This window comes from Anaerobium acetethylicum, from assembly GCF_900096945.1.
Lineage (GTDB): Bacteria > Bacillota > Clostridia > Lachnospirales > Lachnospiraceae > Anaerobium > Anaerobium acetethylicum.
This window is the reverse complement of the sequence record NZ_FMKA01000038.1, coordinates 1-22,263: the sequence shown is the minus strand read 5'-3', so window position 1 is coordinate 22,263 and position 22,263 is coordinate 1. Positions and strand designations below refer to the sequence as shown.

Here is a 22,263-nt window from a genome sequence, read left to right as displayed (position 1 = left end):
TTTTAAGTTAAAATCAACAAAAAAGAACAACACAACGGTTTATGCTTGACAATAGAAATCGCAACAAATATAATATTACTATACTAGTATACAAGTTCAGCGGAGAGCAGCGGCTTTCTGCCGGCAGAGCGGGTTTATGATATCTGTTTCTGCATAACCGCTGCTCACCATGATCAAGAAGTATGGAGGAAGCCATGGAAAAATTTATGACCAGCGAATTTTTGCTGAAGACAGAAACGGCACGGGAATTATACCACAATTATGCCGAGAAGATGCCTATTTATGATTACCACAATCATTTGCCAGTGAAGCAGATTTATGATGACATCAATTTTGAAAATATCACACAGGTATGGTTAGGCGGGGATCATTACAAATGGCGTGCCATGAGAACATTTGGAATTGATGAATCATACATCACCGGAGACCAGCCGGATTACGAGAAATTTAAAAAGTGGGCTGAGATGGTCCCTTATCTGATTGGAAATCCCTTATATCACTGGACTCATCTTGAACTTCAGCGATATTTCGATATCCATGAAACACTGTCACCAACCACATGCGATGCAATCTGGGAAAAGTGCAATGCCAAATTGGCTGAAAAGGAATTCAGCGTAAGGAACCTGATACGCAGATCCAATGCAAAAGTACTGTGTACGACGGACGATCCAAAAGACACCCTTGAATATCACAAGAAGCTTAAAGAGGAGTTTGAAGTCAAAGTTCTTCCCACGTTCCGTCCTGACAATGCAGTGCATATCAGAAAACCGGGATTCGTATCCTACCTTAAGGATCTTGGCGATGCAGCTGGATATGAAATTGAAACCCATGCAGACCTCAAGAATGCCCTTGTTGAAAGGATCCATTATTTCCACGAGGCAGGCGCAAGAGTAAGCGATCACGGAATGGATAATTTCGCCTACAGGGACTGCTCCGATGCGGAAGCTGAACTGATATTCCAGAAAGCAATCAACGGAGAAGAAATCACAGATGCAGAATCCGCAGGATTCGAAGGAAACGTGCTTCATACATTAGGAAAAGTTTACCACGAATTAGGATGGACAATGCAGATCCATATAGGGGCACTGAGAAACAACTCGACGAGACTTTTCAAAAAGCTCGGCGCAGATATCGGAATGGATTCCATAGACGACAAGAATTTTGCGAAAGACCTCAGCGCATTCATGGATGACCTTGATTTTGAAGGCAGGCTTCCAAAGACGATCCTTTACTGCCTGAACCCAAGGGACAATGAAGTGCTTGCCACAATGATCGGCAATTTCCAGGACGGAAGCTGCGCGGCAAAGGTTCAGTTCGGCTCAGGATGGTGGTTCTGCGATCAGAAGGACGGAATGGAAAAACAGATGGAGGCATTAAGCCAGCTTGGCATGATTTCAAAATTCGTCGGAATGCTGACGGATTCCAGAAGCTTCCTTTCATTCCCAAGACATGAATACTTCAGAAGAATCCTCTGCAATAAGATTGGGAATCTCATAGAAGAAGGACAGTATCCTGCGGACATGGAGTTTGTTGGAAAGATGATGCAGGATATATCATATAACAATGCCGTTGCATATTTTGGCATTGAGCTGTAAAAAGAATTATTTGTGACCAGGAGGGACCCAGTCCTGAATCGTCACCCAAGATGAGGGTTATAATTAACAATAACAATAAATAAAATTAAGAATAGGATGGTGGCACGAATGAAATTTTCATTTCGTTGGTATGGAGTAGACGACAAAGTTAAACTTGAATACATCAAACAGATTCCACAGATGCAGAGCATCGTAACTGCAGTATATGATGTGCCTGTTGGAGAAGTATGGAGCAATGAGAGCATCAGCAAATTAAAGGCAACTGTAGAAGCAGCTGGTCTTGGATTTGACGTTATTGAAAGCGTTCCAGTACATGAAGACATCAAATTAGGCAAGGACACAAGAGACAAATATATTGCAAACTACAAAGAAAACATCAGAAGACTTGGAAAAGCAGGAATCAAATGCATCTGCTACAACTTCATGCCTGTTTTCGACTGGACAAGAACCCAGCTCGATAAAGAACTCGAAGACGGTTCAACAGCACTTGTCTACTATCCGGAACAGCTTGCAGCCATGGATCCGCTTACAGGCGAACTCGCACTTCCAGGCTGGGATTCAAGCTATACAAAAGAAAGCATGAAAGTTGTATTTGACGAATATGCCAAAGTCGACAAAGAACAGCTCTGGAGCAACTTAGAGTATTTCTTAAAAGAAATCATTCCAGTTGCGGAGGAAAGCGGCGTAGTGATGGCAATCCATCCAGACGATCCGCCGTTCGACATCTTCGGCCTTCCAAGAATCATCACAAATGAAGAGAATCTCGACAGATTCTTAAAGCTGGTTGACAGCCCGGCAAACGGACTTACACTCTGCACAGGTTCATTAGGATGTGTCGCTTCAAACAACATCTACAACATGATCGACAAATATTCCAAAATGGGACGTATCCACTTCATGCACGTAAGAAACGTCAAGTGGTTAGAGAACAACGGATTTGAAGAAAGCGCACATTACTCAGACTGCGGTTCTTTAGATATGGTTAAGATCATGGAAATCCTTTACAAGAACGGTTTTGACGGATATATAAGACCTGACCATGGAAGAATGATCTGGGGTGAAACAGGACGTCCGGGATACGGACTCTATGACAGAGCTCTCGGAGTAAGCTACCTTACAGGAATCCTGGAAACACTCAAAAAGTTAGGAAACAAATAAATAATTCAAATTCGGAAACGGCCTGCTTTTTGGCCGTTTCCTATCAAATATGAAACCTTATGAATGAAAGAGGGACAAATATGAAATTAAATCAGAAAGAATTGGCAAATGCTAAAGTTTGGGAAGACCAGGGATTTGAGCTTCCAAAGTTCGATAGAGAACAGATGATCAAAGCAACAAAAGAAACGCCGGAATGGGTACATTTCGGAGGCGGAAATATCTTCAGGGCATTCCCGGCTGCAGTATGCCAGGATCTTCTGAACAGGGGCATCCTGAAAACGGGAATTATCGTTGCGGAAGGCTATGACTATGAAATCATCGAAAAGAGCTACAAGAATTTCGATGATTTATGCGTTCTTGTAACACTGAAAGCAGACGGATCTCTCGAAAAAAAAGTAATCGGAAGCATCGCTGAATCACTCTGTGTAGATACACAGAACAAAGCAGACTGGGCACGTCTTACTGAAATCTTCAACAGCCCAAGCCTCAAGATGGCGTCCTTTACAATCACGGAAAAAGGATACAGCCTGGTAAATGCGAAGGGTGAATTCCTGGGAGATGTGGCTGCAGACTTCGAAAAAGCGCCTGAAACTGCATCAAGCTATATCGGAAAGCTTGCAGCATTATGCTATTCAAGATTTAAAAATGGAAAGACTCCTCTTACATTGGTCAGCATGGATAACTGTTCACACAATGGAACAAAGCTGCAGGAGGCAGTGGTTGCCTTTGCAGAAAAATGGGTGGAAAACAAGGTTGTTGAACCAGAATTCCTTACTTATGCAACTGAAAGCATTTCCTATCCATGGTCAATGATTGACAAAATCACACCAAGACCTGCAGATTCAGTTATTGAAATGTTAAAAGAAGCAGGATTTGAAGATACGGACTCCGTTATCACATCAAAGAATACCTATGTAGCACCTTTCGTAAATGCAGAAGAATCCCAGTATCTTGTAATCGAAGACAGATTCCTGAACGGACGTCTTCCTTTAGATCAGGGCGGAATCCTCTACACTGACAAGGAAACAGTTGACAAGGTAGAAAAGATGAAAGTCTGCACATGCCTGAATCCTCTTCACACAGCACTTGCAATTTATGGATGCCTTCTTTCCTATGAAAAAATTTCAGATGAAATGAATGACAAAGAATTAGTTGCACTTGTTGAAAAAGTTGGATACAAGGAGGGGTTGCCAGTAGTGGTAAATCCTGGTATTATTAATCCAAAAGACTTTATTGATGAAGTTTTACAGGTACGCCTGCCAAATCCATTCATGCCTGATACGCCGCAGAGGATTGCCTGCGACACATCACAGAAAGTGGGCATCCGTTTTGGAGAAACAATCAAAGCTTATATTGCAAGCGATGAATTAAATGTAGCTGACCTTCAGTTCATTCCACTCGTATTTGCGGGATGGTGCCGTTACCTGATGGCAATCGACGACAATGGAAATGCATTTGAACTGAGCCCGGATCCGCTGCTTCCTTCCCTGACTGAGATCATGAAAGACATCAAGTTCGGACAGACTGAAGGCGTTCATGCGGCACTTGAAAAAATCTTATCAAACAAAGCAGTCTTCGGAGTAGACCTTTATGAAGCAGGCCTTGGAGAAAAGGTGGAAGCAATGTTCGCTGAGCTGAATCAGGGCGTCGGCGCTATCAGGAACACGCTGAAAAAATATCTTGCATAGCATAAGATGAGTTGTCACGTCTCACTTGTCCCGAGAGAAAGATCCGCTGAATCTACATCATACCGTCCCTGCCGACTGCCAAGGGAAGCGCGGACGGTGTGCTATGGCAGGCAGTATCCATTAGGCCGAAAAGTTGATTATGTCGACCGCAAGCCGATCATTTGTACACATTGAGGACATTCATGTGGACAGTTGAAAATAAATTAAATGGAGAAATTATATGAAAATAACTGAACGAGAGAAAAGAGAAAGTGCAAGGGAATATGCATTCCGCACGATCAAACAGAATATTATTTCATTGGATCTGGAACCAGGGACCACCGTGAGCGAAAACGAGCTGGCTGCCGAAATGGGAATCAGCCGGACCCCTGTCAGGGAGGCGCTTATCGAACTCAGCAAGCTTAATATCGTAGAAATCTACCCTCAAAGGGGCAGCGTGATTTCCCTGATTGACAGCGAACTGGTCGATGAGATAAGGTTTTTGAGGCAGACCCTTGAGACGGCTATGGTTGAACAGGCCTGTGATACTGCTTCAGAACACGATCTGTTAATGCTCGAGGAAAACCTCAGGATGCAGGAGTATTATCTCGAACATGAACAACTGGACAAGCAGTTTCAGCTCGACGACAAATTTCATGAGCTGCTGTATAAAACCTGCAACAAAAATATGGTTTACAGGCTGTTAGGAGACCTTATGGCCCACTTTGATCGCGTGCGAAGCCTGAGCCTCATTGTGATCAAGGACAAGAAAGTAATTTCGGACCATCGTTCTATAGTTGAGGCAATCAGAAACAAGGACAAGACAGCGGCAAAGGAAATCATATCAAAGCACCTTTCACGTTATATTGTTGATGAAAAGGAACTGAAAATGAAATACCCGCATTATTTTAAATAACAAGAAATAGAAAAAATTCCAAATACAATAACTTTATTCTAACCATTATAATACATTCCAACCTAATGTAATAAAAAATCCGCTCGGAAGCTGAATGCCGGGCGGATTTTCCAATTTAGCGCAGTCCCTTTTTATGGACATATTCTTCTATATTTGTTAATATTATTGTAACTGTTCAGAGCCACTGTGCCGCGAGGTGTTTTTTCTATCACTTTGCGTGACGATGAAGAACGCTGTAATGAATAGTGAAAAAATATTATTAATAGAAATCAGGCAGTATCAGGCCTGATCTGACAGATACGGAGGCAGCAATATGGAGAGGTTCAATGCCATACTTCAGGATAAAGAATACCGCTATTATCTGGATAGGAACAGAAATGCGGAAACAGGCAGGATTTTCTGCAGGCACGGGCTCGAACATTTTCTGGATGTTGCAAGGATAGCCTGGATCATAAACATGGAAGAACAGCAGGGGTATCCAAAAGAAATCATCTATGTCACAGCCCTTCTCCACGATATTGGGAAATTTATGCAGTACGAACAACAGATACCCCATGAAAAAGCTTCCTGGGACCTGGCCAGGAAATTTCTTGAGAGGCAGGATTTCACACCGGAGGAGAGCAGCCTTATAGGCAGAGGAATCCTGGGGCACAGGGAGCAGGAAAGCGCTAGATTCGCAGAACTCATCTACAGGGCTGACAAGCTTTCAAGGCCCTGTTTCACATGTGAAGCGGCAGAGGAATGCAACTGGGACCCGCAGAAGAAGAATAGAAGCATATATTATTAGGAATTTGGAAACGTTCAGCCGGCAGGCTGATCAACTCCAGGTTCGGGGAAAGGATGATAGTGATTCATGATCATAAACGGAAGAGATTTTAAAATAGGAGAGAGAACCTATATCATGGGGATTCTTAACGTAACACCGGACTCCTTTTCGGATGGGGGAAAATTCAACAGCATCGACAGAGCAAGAGAAAAGGTCAAAAAGATGATCTATGACGGGGCTGACATTATAGATGTAGGCGGAGAATCCACGAGGCCGGGCTATATAAAGATTAGCGACGATGAGGAAATCTCAAGGGTTGTTCCGATCATTTCCATGATCAGCAACGAATTTGATATCCCGATATCAGTCGATACTTACAAGAAAAAAGTGGCGGAGGAAGCTATAAAGGCAGGAGCAGGCCTCATAAACGACGTCTGGGGATTCAAGGCTGAAAAGGGAATTGCCGATGTTGTGGCAGAATACAATGTGGCATGCTGTCTGATGCACAACAGGAACAACAATGACTACGATGACCTTATGGATGACCTGCTGATGGATTTAAGGGAGAGCATCCAGATCGCAAGGGCAGCAGGAGTCAGCGACGACAATATCATGCTGGATCCCGGTATTGGGTTCGCAAAGGACTATGCCCAGAACCTGGAGGTCATGAACAATCTTGAAATGCTGAAAGTGCTGGGCTACCCGATACTTCTCGGGACATCCAGAAAATCCATGATAGGCATAGCATTGGACCTTCCGGTGGAAGAACGGGTGGAAGGAACACTGGCAACAACTGTTATCGGAATGATGAAAGGTGCGTGCGACTTTGTAAGGGTACACGACGTGCTTCAGAATGAACGTGCTGCCAGGATGACAGATGCCATCATCCGCAGCGGAGGTAATCAAATTGGATAAAATGTACATCAGGAATCTGAAGATTTTTGCAAACCACGGCGTGATGCCGGAAGAAAAGAGGCTCGGGCAGCTTTTTGTGCTATCCATGGAGCTGGATCTGGATCTGAAGAAGGCAGGACGGAGCAGGGAGATTTCCGATACCGTTCACTACGGAGAACTCTGCGAAGCCGTCAGCAGGGAATTCGTCAGGGAAACCTATGATCTGATCGAGACGGCGGCCCTGAACATTGCGGAATTCATTCTCAGGGAGTACCCGCTTATAAGAGGGGTAAAGGTGTTTCTGCAGAAACCCTGGGCGCCTGTAAAGATGCAGCTGGACACCATTGAAATCATGGTTGAAAGAAGATGGCACAGGGCATATATCGGGCTCGGTTCGAACATGGGTGACAAAGAGGAAAATCTAAAGCATGCAATGAGACGCCTGGAAGAGAAGGGGCACACAAAAATCCTGAAATGCTCCTCTTTTATGGAAACGGAGCCCTGGGGATATGCCGATCAGGATAAATTCCTGAATGCGGTTATCGAAGCTGACACCTTCCTGGAGCCGGAAGAACTGATGGACATGCTGATGGCAATCGAAACGAAGCTTGGCAGGAAGCGGGAAATTAAGTGGGGACCGAGGACCATGGATCTGGATGTGCTTCTGTATGACGACCTCATAAGCAATGAGGAAAAAATCATACTGCCTCACCCTCTGATGCAGGACAGGGAATTCGTGCTGAAGCCGCTGAAGGAGATTGCGCCTTATCTCATACACCCGGTGCTCCACAAGAGCATAACGGTTCTGCTTGAAAATATACCAGTATCCACGTATAATGATATAAGTTAGGAAACTGTTCAGAGTTGAAATTCCGCGAGGTTTTTTTTTGCTGAACAGCGGCTATGTTAGGAAAGAAGTGGAGACCGGAGTTCCGGCTTCTGCGGTTTCATGCCACGGATGAAGTTTACCTGGGGCAGAAAGGATTAGAAATGAATTATATTTTAGACACCCATTCACATACACTTGCAAGCGGACATTCATACAGTACAATCAGGGAGATGGCGCTGGCTGCTGCTGAACGGGGCTTAGAGCTCCTGGGAATCACAGAGCATGCCCCAAAGATGCCGGGCTCCTGCCACGAACTGTATTTCAGCAATCTGAGAGTCGTTCAGAGGAACATGTGCGGAGTGGAGCTTCTTCTGGGTGCGGAACTGAACATCCTTGACTTCAACGGTCGTGTCGACCTTCCCCAGTCAGCCCTTGAAAAGCTGGACATAACAATTGCAAGCATGCATCCGCCTTGCATCAGGTTTGGAACGAAGGAACAGAATACAGCTGCATATCTGAAAGCAATGGAGAACCCATTCATCAATATAATCGGACATCCGGATGACACGCGTTATCCTGTGGATTTTGAGGCACTTGTGCTTGGAGCGAAGGAACACCATGTGCTCCTGGAACTGAACGATACCTCGCTTTCTCCGAACAGCTCAAGAAGAGATCCCATAGAAAATGATATCAGAATGCTGGAAGCCTGCAGAAGATACAATGTCCCGATTGTCGTGGGGAGTGATGCCCATATAGATTCAGCCGTAGGCAATCATGAATTTGCTGAAAAGCTTCTGAGTGAGATGGATTTTCCAGAGGAACTGGTGGTCAACCGTTCGGTGGAAGAGCTGAAAAGCTTTGTCAATAAATATAAAATTTCTAGACTTTGAGACTTTAATATGGTAAAATCAAAACGTGTCAAAAGACCAGATGAATGAACAGTTACTACTTCTTATTATCATAAAGGAGAACAGGGATGAATAAAAAAATCAGGACAGAGGCAGTCGACCATTTGTTTGAAGCGGTTCTAAGCTTGAAGGACAAGGAAGAATGCTACATCTTTTTTGAAGATATTTGTACGGTAAACGAATTACTTTCTTTATCCCAGAGATTCGAGGTTGCGAAGATGCTGAGAGATCATAAGACCTATCTGGAGATTGCTGAAAAGACAGGCGCATCAACAGCGACGATCAGCAGGGTCAACCGTTCGCTGAATTATGGAAATGACGGATACGACATGGTATTCGCACGTATGAATCAGGAAAATGAATAAACTGAACCCCGGCTGCATCATCAGATGCGCCGGGGTTTTTTATGCAATAAGGTTGGAGTGTCATAGGAATGTGCGACAAATAGAAGATCCAGGTTTTGCTGAATGAAGCAAACCCTGGATCTTCTATTTGTCCTGTCCTTCGGAGGATTTTTTATCTTTTTTAGCCTGTTTTGCAGGCAGTTCATCAATCAGGCTCTCGATCAGCTGCTTTTTAATATAGACATCGAAACTCAGAAGGCAGATGAAGGAGAAAGATTTCAGGAATTCCCGGTCTTTTTCAGGCACATCTTCAAAAGTCTGCTGGGAAGTACTATATTTGTCGCGGATGTCCTGCTTGAGGACATTGACCTGTTCCTCGCCGAGGCTGAAGACTTCATTATAGATATCTTCGAGCTTGAAGTCGTTGGAGCTGTTGAAGAATCTGTCCGTAATAGGCCCAAGCAGGTTCTGTATGTCATTGATTGACAGTATGTTCTTGAAATAATAGATGAAAATCAGGAGCAGGATGTGTTCCTTCGAATACTTTTTCTTGACCGGCGGTGGTATCAGCTTATTTTTCGTATAGTTATTGATCATGGTTTTTGTCAGGATCTTGTCATCAGGATATCTTTTGGAAGCCTCAAGCTGATTGTCCATGAAGGTGGTGATCTGATCCATATAGAGTTCGATATTCGGGACATCCTGAGGGTTAATGTAGTCGATTTTCGAAATGCTGTCAAGAATGTCTTTTATGAAATCGCCTGTGTTTACTGCCATTGCAACTCCTATCTGCAAATGTGAATGCTGGTTCGTCTTGGAAATTATTTGGTCTGTTGTCTTTCTAAAGTACAATTAGATTTATCTTTTTCCATTATATAGTAATAAAAACTATATGGCAAGAGTGAACAGCAATCCGCTGTTTACTTCATGAACCAGAACCAGTAACTGCCAGGCAAGGATGCCGGATATTTTTTTGTTAATATAAAACAAAAATAGTTTAGTAAAAAATAAAGTTGTATTGTGCGATTATGACTATAAACAATCTGTTATCTGGCATCATATTAACTCATGTTGAGTGGAAATGCATAAAACATCGAAATGAGGAAGCGAAATCACTAAAAATACGCATGAATTTTTGATGAATCTACCATTGCCAAAAAGCAAATATGCATTTATAATTTAGAAAAAGCTAAAGTAATTCAATATATTATAAAGAAAAAAGGTGCGATGATGAACAGAACTTTAAATTTTAACAAACCATGGATCCTGCAGCGTGCTGATCCCTACGTCTATAAGCATAAGGACGGACAGTATTATTTTACGGCATCGCTGCCATCCTATGATGCTGTCGTTCTCCGAAAGGCTTCCACCCTGGAAGGGCTTCAGGAAGCAGAAGAGGTTACGGTATGGGAAAAGCATGAAACCGGCATTATGGGTGCACACATCTGGGCGCCTGAACTGCATTATCTGCAGGGGAAATGGTACATCTACTTTGCGGGAGGCAATGCAGATGACATATGGGCAATAAGGCCTTATGTGCTGGAATGTGCTGACGAAGACCCGCTTACCGGTACGTGGATTGAAAAGGGAAAGATGGGAAGTGCGGATAATGATGTGTTTTCCTTTGAAGGATTTTCACTTGACGCTACGGTTTTTGAAAGCAGGGGAAGGCATTATTATGTCTGGGCTGAAAAGGTTGGCGTCGGCAGACAGATCTCAAACCTCTATATAGGTGAAATGGAGAGCCCATTCAAATTGAAGAGCCAGCAGGTCATGCTGACAACCCCGGATTACGATTGGGAAAGAGCCGGCTTCTGGGTGAATGAAGGTCCGGCGGTACTTAAGAAGGATGGCAGGATTTTTCTGACATATTCGGCAAGCGATACCGGAATCAATTACTGTATGGGAATGCTTACGGCAGATGAGGATTCAGATCTTCTGGATCCGGGTTCATGGAAAAAGGAAAGGCTTCCGGTCATGCAGACGGATGAATCATATGGAATATACGGTCCTGGACATAATTCATTTACAAAAGACGAGGAGGGCAATGACATTATGGTCTATCATGCAAGGATAAAAAAAGAAATTGCCGGCAATCCATTGTATGAACCGAACCGTCATGCAATGCTGATGAGAATCAACTGGAATCATAATGGGAGACCAGTTTTTGGCTTCTGATGATGACAAAACAGAGTAAGGAGAGATGGAATGGCTAAACTTTATGTAAATGAAAAAAAGAAAACAGGGCATATTAATCCTGAGCTGTATGGGCATTTTGCTGAACATCTTGGACGGTGTATCTACGAGGGGGGTTATGTTGGTGAAAATTCGGAAATTCCAAACACGAACGGAATGAGAAATGATGTCGTTGCTGCACTGAAGGAGATGGAAATCCCGGTGCTCAGATGGCCGGGAGGATGCTTTGCAGATGAATACCACTGGAAAGACGGAATCGGACCGAAAGAGTCGCGAAAGAAAATGATCAACACCCACTGGGGAGGAGTTGTGGAGGATAACAGCTTTGGAACCCATGAGTTTTTCGAACTCTGCGAGCAGCTGGGATGCAAGACTTACGTCAACGGCAATGTCGGCAGCGGTACCGTGCAGGAGATGTCCGAATGGGTCGAGTATATGACATTGGAAGGCATATCTCCCATGGCGGATCTCAGAAAGCAGAACGGAAGGGAGAAGCCGTGGAAGGTTGATTATTTCGGAGTGGGAAATGAAAACTGGGGATGCGGCGGGAATATGACTCCTGAATATTACGGGAATTTATACCGCAGATACCAGACCTATGTAAGAAATTACAACAGTGATGCGCCAATCAGAAAAATCTGTGGAGGAGCAAACGTAGCTGACTACTTCTGGACAGAGGAAGTACTGAATACATGCTTTTCCCATAATCCGCCGGGATTCCATGGATTTATGGACGGCCTGTCCCTTCATTATTATGTACATCCTGAAGGCTGGGAAACAAAGGGAAGCGCAACAGAATTCGATGAAAAAGTATGGTATAAGACACTGGCCAAGGCCATTTATATGGAAGAGCTGATCGAGCGCCACGGAGCAATCATGGATCAGTATGACCCTGAAAAAGCAGTCGGCATGATCGTGGACGAATGGGGAACGTGGTTTTCCGTGGAACCTGGAACGAACCCTGGATTCCTCTACCAGCAGAATACCATGAGGGACGCACTCGTGGCCGGCGTTTCCCTGAATATCTTCAATAAGCACTGCGACCGTGTGAAGATGGCCAATATTGCCCAGATGGTCAACGTTCTCCAGTCCGTGATCCTGACGGAAGGACCGAAGATGGTTCTGACCCCGACCTATCATGTGTTCCGTATGTATAGAAACCATCAGGATGCGGATCTGGTAGAGAGCTTCATTGAAGGAGTGAAGAAGATTGGAGAAGAGGAAGAATATGCGGTTCCAAATCTTCATGAATCAGTATCCGTTGCGAAGGATGGATCTGTGACGCTTACCCTCAGCAACCTGTCTGTTTCGGAGGATATTGAAGTGGAAGCAGCATTTGCCGAATTAGAACCGGCAAGCGTAACAGCCGGGATCCTGACAAATGACATGCACGCCTGCAATACCTTTGAAAATCCTGAACATGTAAAAGAAGAGCCTTTTACGGCCTATGAAATTACAGGGAAGGGATTGAAATTTATAATTCCGACGTGCAGCATCATCAGTTTCAGCGTGAAATAATGGCAGGCAGGGAAGTTAATGAAACCGTGAAACACTGCCGGAAGTGTCTGCTGAAGGAACTGGATCCGGAAATGTATCTTAAGCATCTGCATACATATATTGAACATCTGGATGAGGAGATTAAGGCAGAACCCGGAAAATACCAGGAACGTCTGGATATATGCCGGCAATGCGGACTTCTGATGGAGGGAATGTGCCGCGGCTGCGGCTGCTTCGTGGAGCTGCGGGCTGTTATTTTGAAAAATGTGTGTCCATATGACAAGTGGTAATCAGGTTATGTGCAAATAGCGGAAGCGGATCAGCATCGCGGGCCAAACTATTCGCTCTGTATATTGTAGAATAGCTGATCTTCATGTATAATGTTTAGGAAAAGCTAAAATAATTAAAGTAAATGAGAGGTGGTGTAATCAGATGCTGCACATTAAAAATCTGGAAGAAGGATTACCGGTACTAAAGGCACTTGGCTCTGAACTTCGTATCAGCATTATCAACCTGCTGTTAGAGCATAAAGAGATGAACATGAATGAGCTGGCCAGCAGCCTTGGCATTACGAATGGAGCGCTGACAAGCCATGTCAAAAAGCTTGAAGACAGCGGAATCATCAAGATTCTGACAGAATATACCGGCCATGGAAATCAAAAAATATGCAGGGTTAATATTGACAAGATTCTGATAGATATTGCTACTGATGAAGCGGCGGGAGAAGAAAATATCTATAATACAGAAGTCAAAGTCGGGCATTTTTCGGATTATGCAATCTATCCGACCTGCGGGCTGGCAACCCCCGACAGCCTGATCGGAGAAGTAGACGATCCAAGGTATTTTGCACATCCGGACCGCATCAATGCCGGAATATTATGGTTCATGAAGGGCCATATCGAATATATCATCCCGAACCTGCTGCCGGCATCCCAGAAAATCGATCAGATCACCCTGTCCTTTGAAATCAGCAGCGAGGCTCCGGGAGTCAATAACGACTGGCCTTCCGATATTTCCTTTGTCATGAATGATGTACTCATGGGGACCTGGACAAGCCCCGGGGATTACGGGGATGTAAGAGGAATCTTTACGCCTGACTGGTGGTTCCCGAACTGGAATCAGTATGGCCTGCTTAAGATGCTGGTGGTCAATAAAAAAGGAACCTTCATCGACGGATTGAAGATTTCCGATGTCACTGTCGATCAGCTCAACCTGAATTACAAGAGTACGATCCGGTTCAAGTTCATGATCAAAGATGATGCGGAAAACGTAGGCGGGATGACTTTGTTTGGAAGCAGCTTCGGAAACTACAACCAGGATATCAAGGTCAGGATTCAGTATAGCCACATGTAGAAATAGAATTAGTATGGGGAAAAAGGATACCTTTATAATATTCATTATCCTATAAATCCTGAAAAATTTGATGGTAAATCACATGATTGGATAGCAACATTGAAAAAGCTTAAAGACATGGGCGAATATTGAAAAAATGAGTCTTATAAAAAATAGCAATGAGATATATATTTTCATTGCTATTTTTTGTGTTCTGCTATATGGAAAAGTTATCCTCTGCGATAAAATACATAGAGATGGAAAATTATGGAACTTTCAGCCCATATGGTAATGACAAAAATTTCGTTTTGTACTATAATTAGCATGTAGCTATATAAAAGGGTTGTAACTATATAAAAGACGCATAGGAGGAGTAATAATGGGTGGAATTTTAAAAAGATTTTCTGACATCATGTCAGCGAACATCAACGCATTACTTGACAAAGCAGAAGATCCTGCAAAAATGATAGACCAGTATATGAGGAATCTTGAAAGCGATCTGGGAAAAGTAAAAGCGGAAACAGCATCTGTCATGGCAGAGGAGTCCAGGTCAAAACGTCTTGTTGACGAATGCAATGACGAAATTGCGAAAATGCAGACATATGCGGAAAAAGCGGTAGTGGCAGGGAATGATGCAGATGCGCGCCAGTTCCTGACCAAGAAATCGCAGCTGGTCGAAAAACAGGCAAGCCTGGCACATGCATACTCAATGGCAGCAGCAAATGCGGGTAAAATGAAGGAAATGCATGACAAGCTCTGTAAGGACATTGATGAACTCAGAGAACGTAAAGAAACAATCAAGGCAAAAGTTGCAGTTGCCAGGACACAGGAAACTCTTAACAAGATTGGTGAAAGCGTTGCAGGAGCACAGGATAATCTTTCAGCCTTTGATAAAATGGAAGCCAAAGCCGACAGGATGCTCGATGAAGCAAACGCAATGGCTGAACTCAATAAGACAGCTGAGCAGGCGGATCTTGACGATCTGGCGAAAAAGTACGACACACAGGCAAGCCCTGGTGTGGAAGATGAACTTGCTGAAATGAAGGCAAAATTAGGATTGAAATAGAAATCCAGACAGAAATATAAATATATATATAAAGGGTGTCGGTGTTTTTCTGGCACCCTTTCATAAATCAGAACGCAATCAGAACCAGGGGGGAGCATCCATTGGGAGAAATATATTATTGTAAAAACTGCGGCGGTGTCATGGAGTTCGACGTAGAGACACAGGCACTCAAGTGTCCGAACTGCGATACCGTTGTTGAAATCGAGAATAATGAGGAAACAATCAGGGAACACACCCTGACCCTGCATGCCGTGCAGACCATCAAGGCCGAAGAGAAGACTTCGACCACCATGAGCTGCAAGGGATGCGGTGCCGTCATAGAGGTCGATTCCCACAGCACGGCTTCAAGCTGCCCGTACTGCGGATCCAGCTTCGTGCTTGCAGAAAAGCAGATCGAGACGCTTTTGCCGGACGGTGTGCTTCCTTTTAAAATAGACAAGAACAGGGTTGGGGACATTTTTCGTGACTGGCTCAAGGGAAGATGGCTTGCGCCGAATGAGCTGAAGCATCTGTACCAGCAGGACAGGCTGCAGGGAATCTATGTGCCATACTGGACCTTTGACGCAAACCTTGACTGCCCGTACACAGCCATGGGCGGCCGGGATCACACGGAGTCTTACAGGGGAAGCGATGGAAAGCAGCATACAAGGGTGGTTACGAACTGGTATCCGACTTCAGGCCGTATCCGGCATTTCTTTGATGATGTCCTCGTAATGGCTTCAAACAAAATGAAGCAGCTTCTGCTGAAAGGGGTGGAGCCTTTTAATACAAAGGAACTTTCCTCCTATTCACCGGATTATTTCTCGGGATATAATTCGGAAGTCTACAGCGTGGACCTTCAGGATGCATATAAGGCGGCCCGCAGCGATATAGAAAACAGGCTTGAGGACATGGCGGCCAGGGAAGTGCGTATGCATTACGACCATGTAAGAGATATCAGAATCAGGCCGAATTACAGTGACGAGACCTATAAGCATATTCTGCTGCCGGTCTATTCGACTTCTTATTTTTACAAGGACAAAAACTACACGGTCCTGATCAACGGACAGAATGGAAGGATAAAGGGCGATTATCCGAAGAGCTGGGTGAAGATAACCCTTCTCGTCATCGCTGCCATTATAGCGGCGCTGCTGCTGTATTTCATTTTCAACGGAGGCAGCATGGATGTGTCCGCGGCGGGAAAGGAATACTATGCTGATTTTGGAACGGAATGCTATGCGGAGTACGATGCGGATTTAGGAACGGAATGCTATGCAGATTTTGTAATGGAATGCTATGTAGAGTATAATGCGGGATCTGTATCGTTCGCAACTACGAGGGATGTTGTCCTGAATAGTTAAAAAGAATGGTTTGATAGTACATGTGTTTGCGTGTATAATATTATTTACTGACTATCATAAGGTATCAGGGGGCAGAATACCTTTTGCCCCTGCATTATTATATAAGATGACAAAAAAGGTGGAACGGATAGCTACTATCTGTTCATGCCGGATTATATAGGGAGGGAATCACAATGGGTATATTCGGAGGACAGTTTGCAAACGTCGTTGAATGGGAAGAATACAGGGACGACATTCTGTTTTGGAAATGGACCAACAGGGAAATCAAGAAAGGCAGCAGGCTCATAATCAAGCAGGGCCAGGATGCCATATTCATGTATAACGGAAGGGTAGAGGGCATATTTACAGATGAGGGAAGCTTCGACATCGAATCGGACATCATCCCCTTCCTTTCCACGCTGAAAGGCTTCAAGTTCGGATTCAACAGCGGCATCAGGGCCGAAGTCCTTTTTATCAACACGAAAGAGCTTACGGTAAAATGGGGAACCAAGAATGCGATCCTCATCCCGGCGCCGGGACTTCCTGGCGGCATGCCGATCAGGTCATTCGGAACCTTCAACTGCAAGGTTACCGATCCGGCTGTATTGATTGAAAAGATAGCAGGAGTAAAAAAACAGTTCACCATCGACGATGTCAAGGAACGTGTAATAGCCATGCTTGACCAGCTCATGATGAAATGGATATCCACGGAAGGAAAGGACATGTTCAACCTTCAGGCAAATTCCTTTGAAATCGCCAAGGGAATCCGCGAGGACCTTGACATGGAGATGTTCAAGATCGGAATCGGCATAACCGGCTTCAATATCGCAAGCTTCTCCTATCCGGAAGAAGTGCAGAATATGGCCAACAAGGTGGCTTCCCAGAGCATGATTGGCGATATGGGAAGGTATCAGCAGGCCAGCGTGATTGAGGGGATGTCCAAGGGAGATACCGCTGCCGGAAATATGGCATCCAACGTTGCCGGAATGCAGATGGGGATGATGATGGGCCAGCAGCTGGCGAACCAGATGAACCAGGGACAGCAGACGGGACAGGGCCAGCAGCCGGCTCAGCCGGGACAGAGCCAGCAGGAACCGGGCCAGAGCGGCCAGGCAGCGCCTCCAAATTTCTGCCCGAACTGCGGAACGAAGACAAACGGGGCAAAATTCTGCGCAAACTGCGGGACCAAGCTGGTCTAGCAGCAGGGCAGGAAGTTACTGGTCACTCTGTGAACAGTAACGGCAGCAATATTGCCGATAAAAATAAATTAACAGGTGGTTTAAAAAATGAGTAGTATATATGATACCCTGAATGCGGAACAGAAAGAAGCGGTCTTCCATACGGAGGGTCCGCTTCTGATACTGGCAGGAGCCGGATCAGGAAAGACAAGAGTCCTGACACACAGGATTGCGTACCTGATTGAAGAGAAAGGAATCAATCCATGGAACATCATGGCAATTACCTTTACAAACAAAGCAGCAGGTGAGATGCGTGAAAGGGTTGACGACATTGTCGGATTTGGATCAGAAAGCATCTGGGTCAGCACCTTCCACTCGACCTGCGTCAGGATTTTAAGAAGATATATCGACCGGATCGGTTATGATACGAATTTCACGATTTATGACAGCGACGACCAGAAGACCCTGATGAAGGATATCTGCAAGCGCCTTAACATTGATACGAAAATCTATAAGGAAAAATCCATTCTGGGGGTCATTTCCTCGTCAAAGGACGAGCTGGTGACTCCGGAGGAATTCGAACTGAACACCATGGGCGACTACAGCAAGAAGAAGCTTGCAGCAGCCTACAAAGAGTACCAGAAGATGCTAAGAAGCAACAATGCACTGGATTTCGACGACCTGATCGTAAAGACCATAGAGCTTTTCAGAACCTGTCCTGACATTCTGGAGTCCTATCAGGACCGCTTCAGATACATCATGGTGGATGAATATCAGGATACGAATACGGCGCAGTTCACCCTGATCAGCCTGCTCGCAGGAAAGTACAAAAACCTCTGCGTGGTAGGTGACGACGACCAGTCGATCTACAAATTCAGGGGTGCCAACATCAGGAACATCCTGGATTTCGAAAAGTCATATTCCCATGCAAAGGTAATCAAGCTCGAGCAGAACTACCGCTCGACCAGGAATATACTGCATGCAGCCAACGACGTGATCAGGCACAATATAGGCAGGAAAAAGAAGACTTTATGGACCGACAACGAGGAAGGTACAAAAATCCAGTTCCGGCAGTTCCAGAATGCCTATGAGGAAGCTGAATTCATAGTCGGCGACATCAGCCGCAAGGTGAGGGAAGACGATTCCAGCTACAACGACTGCGCAATCCTATACAGGACCAATGCCCAGTCCCGAATTTTTGAAGAAAAATTCGTTTATGCGAATATCCCTTACAAAATCGTAGGCGGCGTAAACTTCTACGCCAGAAAAGAAATAAAGGACATCCTGGCATACCTGAAGACCATCGACAACGGAAAGGACGACCTGGCCGTAAAAAGGATCATCAACGTGCCGAAGCGCGGAATCGGCGCAACCACCCTGGGCAGGGTGCAGGACTATGCCATTGAAAATGAAATCGGATTCTATGACGCCCTGAAAGAGGCAGATCAGATTGCTTCGATAGGAAAGAGCGGCCTCAAGATACATCCTTTCGTAACCTTCATCCAGACTTTGAGAAGCAAGGTGCCCCATATATCCCTGGAAGAGCTGATCAATGAAATCATTGAATCCACCGGATATGTAAAGGAGCTGGAAGCCGAGAACAGCGAGGAAGCCCTGGGCAGAATCGAGAATATCAACGAGCTGGTAACAAAAATCGTGGCTTACGAGGCTGACAACGAAGCGCCGACCCTCAGCGGGTTCCTCGAGGAAGTGGCCCTGGTAGCGGACATCGACAGCCTCGATGCGGAAAGCAACCATGTAGTCCTCATGACCCTCCACAGTGCCAAAGGCCTTGAATTCCCTCATGTTTACATGGCCGGAATGGAAGACGGCATATTCCCGAGCTATATGACGATCAGCTCTGACGATCCTACGGATCTTGAGGAAGAGAGACGTCTCTGCTATGTCGGAATCACGAGGGCAAGGGAAAACCTGATGCTCACGGCGGCAAAACAGAGAATGATCAGGGGAGAGACCCAGTATAACAGGGTTTCGAGATTCCTCGCTGAAATACCGAAGGAGCTTCTCGACAGCAGCGCAGGCGAGGAGAAAATCCAGGATATGCCCAAGTCCATGGTATATGCCCAGGCAAAGAGCCTGTTCAAGACAAAGGCTTTTGAATCAAAACCGAAGCCGGTTGAAAAGCCTGTCGGGCTTGATTATGGAATCGGGGATAGTGTGAAGCACATCAAGTTCGGAACTGGCGTCGTAACCGGAATCGTCGACGGAGGCAGGGACTTTGAGGTGACCGTTGACTTCGATAAAGCGGGAACGAAGAAGATGTTTGCATCCTTCGCGAAACTGAAAAAGGTGGATGCCTAGACAGGGTTTCAACTGTGGAACCATCTGCATCATGATTGGGAACTACAGAAAATCCTATGATTTTAAGAAAAATATGGAAAAGTATTTGAACATTGTGGCAAGAAAATATAGTATTATTTTATAATAGGTGCTATAATAATGTATATGTTACAGACAGAAATCAAAAATTAGTTATATAGAAAGGGCGTGTACGTAATGAATAGGATGGAAGAGTTATTCAATGCATCAAAAATCAATGAGTTACTTCACAAAAAAGAAGCTGAAGAAAAACAGAAAAAGACAATAATACTTATCTTTGCTATTATTGGAGCAATCGTTGCAGTAGCAGGTATTGCTTATGGAGTATATCGTTTCTTTACTCCTGACTACTTAGAAGATTTCGAAGACGATTTTGATGATGACTTCGAAGACGACTTCTTTGAAGAAGAAGACGAAGAATTAGACGATGAAGATTTAGCAGGACCTGAAACAGCAGAGACAGCAAGATTCGAATAATTGCAATAAAAAATAAAATAATAAACATTGAAAGGGCTGTCGAAAGGCAGTCCTTTTGTTACGAAAAGAGGTACGTATGAAAAAAGGACAAGTTTACGAAGGTATTATTGAAAAAGTGGTTTTCCCGAACAAGGGAATCGTTCAAGTCGAAGGCGAAGAGAAAAAGGTCATCGTGAAGAACGGAATTCCGGGACAGAAGGTGCGTTTTTCAGTCAATAAGATCCGCAAGGGAAAATGCGAAGGCAGACTTCTCGAAGTCCTCGAAAAATCACCTGTCGAAGTAGAGCCGGCATGCAGGCATTTCGGGCTCTGCGGAGGATGTACATACCAGAACCTGAGCTATGAAGACCAGCTGAAGATGAAGGCTTCCCAGGTGAAGGAACTCCTCGACGGCGTATGCAGCGACTACGTATTCGAAGGCATAAAGGGCAGCCCGGAGGCATGGGCATACCGCAACAAGATGGAATTCTCCTTCGGTGACGAAGTGAAAGACGGTCCTCTGGCCCTTGGCATGCATAAGCGCGGAAGTTTCCACGACATCGTCACAGTAGACGGCTGCAAAATCGTGGATGAGGATTACAGCAGGATCCTCGAATGCGTCTTAAACTATTTTAAGGACACAGATCTCAGCTTCTACCGGAAGCTGTCCCATGTGGGTTATTTAAGGCACCTTCTTGTAAGAAAAGGCGTAAAGACAGGAGAAATCCTCATCGATCTCATCACCACGACTCAGGCGAATCCTGCCCTTGACGGACTTGTAGAACAGCTTCTGGCCCTTGAAACGGACGGAAAAATCGTAGGAATCCTCAACACGCTCAACGACAGCCTGGCTGACGTTGTCCAGAGCGATGAGACGATCCTCCTCTACGGACAGGATTATTTTTACGAAGAGCTTCTCGGCCTCAAATTCAAGATATCCCCATTTTCCTTCTTCCAGACAAACTCCATGGGAGCGGAAGTCCTCTATGAAACAGCGAGAGGATACATCGGAGAGACGAAAGACAAGCTGATCTTCGATCTTTACAGCGGCACCGGCACCATCGCCCAGATGATTGCCCCTGTTGCAAAAAAGGTGATCGGCGTGGAAATCGTGGAAGAGGCAGTCGAAGCGGCAAAGGTGAATGCAAAGCTCAATAACCTCGACAACTGCGAATTCATCGCAGGCGACGTCCTGAAAGTGATAGACAGCATTGAGGAGAGGCCGGAACTGATCGTACTGGATCCGCCGAGGGATGGAATACATCCGAAGGCATTGGATAAAATCATAGACTATGGTGTGGACAGGATCGTTTATATTTCATGCAAACCTACAAGTCTTGCGAGGGACCTTGAGGTGCTGCAGGAGAGAGGGTATAAGCTGGAAAAGGCGATTGCGGTCGATATGTTTCCTATGACGGTACATGTGGAGACCTTAGTTGCACTACATCGGAAAGATACGTAAAAATCCTTGATTTTAGGCACTTTGAGAGACATTTCATGTTTTCACAGGGAGACCGAAAAGAGAAGAAAAAAGCAATTTCTGATGGTGTGAACGTGTCGGTGGTTCTGGACATGGTGTTGGGGAACACATAAATCTACAGTTCATAATTTGAACTAAATGTTGTTATTTTTATCATTCAATTAAATATTAAAATGTCGAAGAGACCGCTTATTTTCAAGCTTTTGAGAATGAGTGGTCTCTTTTTGTTGTGTGCCAGGCATGGCACTAATCTAGCTGGTGAAAGTCCAGCCACGGGTATTTACCGCCAAGTGTAGTGAACCACAAGTTGGTATCAGTAATG

At 44.9% G+C, this 22,263-nt stretch carries 21 protein-coding genes; 20 read left to right on the top strand and 1 reads right to left on the bottom strand.

Annotated elements, in window-relative coordinates; genetic code table 11:
* The first annotated feature begins 194 nt into the window (after positions 1 to 194).
* From uxaC to BJR36_RS17415, 9 genes are all read left to right on the top strand, one after another.
* Entirely contained in the window at positions 195 to 1,595 is a 1,401-nt protein-coding gene (gene uxaC / locus BJR36_RS17455) for a glucuronate isomerase (protein ID WP_091236706.1), read from the top strand.
* Positions 1,596 to 1,703: 108 nt separating this feature from the next.
* Entirely contained in the window at positions 1,704 to 2,753 is a 1,050-nt protein-coding gene (uxuA, locus tag BJR36_RS17450) for a mannonate dehydratase (RefSeq protein ID WP_091236704.1), read from the top strand.
* 80 nt (positions 2,754 to 2,833) lie between these two features.
* Positions 2,834 to 4,441 carry a mannitol dehydrogenase family protein gene (locus BJR36_RS17445; protein WP_091236702.1) on the top strand — a complete coding sequence of 536 codons (1,608 nt, stop codon included), beginning with the start codon at positions 2,834 to 2,836 and terminating at the stop codon, positions 4,439 to 4,441.
* Positions 4,442 to 4,661: 220 nt separating this feature from the next.
* Positions 4,662 to 5,336: a GntR family transcriptional regulator gene (locus BJR36_RS17440; protein ID WP_091236700.1), complete on the top strand. Its 675-nt coding sequence runs from the start codon at positions 4,662 to 4,664 to the stop codon at positions 5,334 to 5,336.
* A 313-nt stretch (positions 5,337 to 5,649) separates the two neighbouring features.
* Positions 5,650 to 6,123: an HD domain-containing protein gene (locus tag BJR36_RS17435; protein WP_091236698.1), complete on the top strand. Its 474-nt coding sequence runs from the start codon at positions 5,650 to 5,652 to the stop codon at positions 6,121 to 6,123.
* A gap of 66 nt (positions 6,124 to 6,189) precedes the next feature.
* Entirely contained in the window at positions 6,190 to 7,017 is an 828-nt protein-coding gene (folP, locus tag BJR36_RS17430) for a dihydropteroate synthase (RefSeq protein WP_091236696.1), read from the top strand.
* Position 7,018: 1 nt separating this feature from the next.
* Complete coding sequence (folK, locus tag BJR36_RS17425; RefSeq protein ID WP_330387987.1) at positions 7,019 to 7,846, top strand: 2-amino-4-hydroxy-6-hydroxymethyldihydropteridine diphosphokinase; 828 nt, start codon at positions 7,019 to 7,021, stop codon at positions 7,844 to 7,846.
* 53 nt (positions 7,847 to 7,899) lie between these two features.
* A complete protein-coding gene (locus BJR36_RS17420; RefSeq protein ID WP_330387983.1) occupies positions 7,900 to 8,715 on the top strand; it encodes a phosphatase in 816 nt (271 codons plus the stop codon).
* A gap of 86 nt (positions 8,716 to 8,801) precedes the next feature.
* Positions 8,802 to 9,098 (top strand): YerC/YecD family TrpR-related protein, encoded by a 297-nt coding sequence (locus BJR36_RS17415; protein WP_091236692.1) that lies wholly within the window; start codon positions 8,802 to 8,804, stop codon positions 9,096 to 9,098.
* Positions 9,099 to 9,221: 123 nt separating this feature from the next.
* Here BJR36_RS17415 and BJR36_RS17410 read toward each other — a convergent pair whose 3' ends face one another.
* Positions 9,222 to 9,854, bottom strand: a complete 633-nt coding sequence (locus BJR36_RS17410) for a DUF1836 domain-containing protein (protein ID WP_091236690.1) — start codon at positions 9,852 to 9,854, stop codon at positions 9,222 to 9,224.
* A 453-nt stretch (positions 9,855 to 10,307) separates the two neighbouring features.
* On the opposite strand from BJR36_RS17410, the gene BJR36_RS17405 reads away from it, so the two are divergent.
* The 11 genes from BJR36_RS17405 to rlmD all read left to right on the top strand — a co-directional run bounded on the left by BJR36_RS17405 (position 10,308) and on the right by rlmD (position 21,923).
* Positions 10,308 to 11,255: a glycoside hydrolase family 43 protein gene (locus BJR36_RS17405; protein WP_207648902.1), complete on the top strand. Its 948-nt coding sequence runs from the start codon at positions 10,308 to 10,310 to the stop codon at positions 11,253 to 11,255.
* A 30-nt stretch (positions 11,256 to 11,285) separates the two neighbouring features.
* Complete coding sequence (locus BJR36_RS17400; protein WP_091236686.1) at positions 11,286 to 12,791, top strand: alpha-N-arabinofuranosidase; 1,506 nt, start codon at positions 11,286 to 11,288, stop codon at positions 12,789 to 12,791.
* Positions 12,791 to 13,060 carry a DUF6171 family protein gene (locus BJR36_RS17395; RefSeq protein ID WP_091236683.1) on the top strand — a complete coding sequence of 90 codons (270 nt, stop codon included), beginning with the start codon at positions 12,791 to 12,793 and terminating at the stop codon, positions 13,058 to 13,060. The genes BJR36_RS17400 and BJR36_RS17395 overlap by 1 nt, the downstream gene beginning before the upstream one ends.
* Positions 13,061 to 13,202: 142 nt before the next feature.
* A complete protein-coding gene (locus tag BJR36_RS17390; protein ID WP_091236680.1) occupies positions 13,203 to 14,123 on the top strand; it encodes an ArsR/SmtB family transcription factor in 921 nt (306 codons plus the stop codon).
* A gap of 358 nt (positions 14,124 to 14,481) precedes the next feature.
* Entirely contained in the window at positions 14,482 to 15,168 is a 687-nt protein-coding gene (locus BJR36_RS17385) for a PspA/IM30 family protein (protein WP_091236678.1), read from the top strand.
* 101 nt (positions 15,169 to 15,269) lie between these two features.
* Positions 15,270 to 16,508: a TFIIB-type zinc ribbon-containing protein gene (locus tag BJR36_RS17380; protein WP_207648901.1), complete on the top strand. Its 1,239-nt coding sequence runs from the start codon at positions 15,270 to 15,272 to the stop codon at positions 16,506 to 16,508.
* A gap of 173 nt (positions 16,509 to 16,681) precedes the next feature.
* On the top strand, positions 16,682 to 17,686 hold the full coding sequence (locus BJR36_RS17375) for an SPFH domain-containing protein (protein WP_091236676.1): 1,005 nt from the start codon (positions 16,682 to 16,684) through the stop codon (positions 17,684 to 17,686).
* An 87-nt stretch (positions 17,687 to 17,773) separates the two neighbouring features.
* Positions 17,774 to 19,987, top strand: coding sequence for a DNA helicase PcrA (gene pcrA / locus BJR36_RS17370; RefSeq protein ID WP_091236674.1), 2,214 nt, complete (start codon positions 17,774 to 17,776; stop codon positions 19,985 to 19,987).
* Complete coding sequence (locus tag BJR36_RS20935; protein WP_278276599.1) at positions 19,980 to 20,111, top strand: hypothetical protein; 132 nt, start codon at positions 19,980 to 19,982, stop codon at positions 20,109 to 20,111. Before pcrA ends, BJR36_RS20935 begins: the two co-directional genes overlap by 8 nt.
* A gap of 71 nt (positions 20,112 to 20,182) precedes the next feature.
* Positions 20,183 to 20,482, top strand: a complete 300-nt coding sequence (locus tag BJR36_RS17365) for a DUF4366 domain-containing protein (protein ID WP_091236672.1) — start codon at positions 20,183 to 20,185, stop codon at positions 20,480 to 20,482.
* 76 nt (positions 20,483 to 20,558) lie between these two features.
* A complete protein-coding gene (rlmD, locus tag BJR36_RS17360; RefSeq protein ID WP_091236671.1) occupies positions 20,559 to 21,923 on the top strand; it encodes a 23S rRNA (uracil(1939)-C(5))-methyltransferase RlmD in 1,365 nt (454 codons plus the stop codon).
* Positions 21,924 to 22,263: the final 340 nt, after the last annotated feature.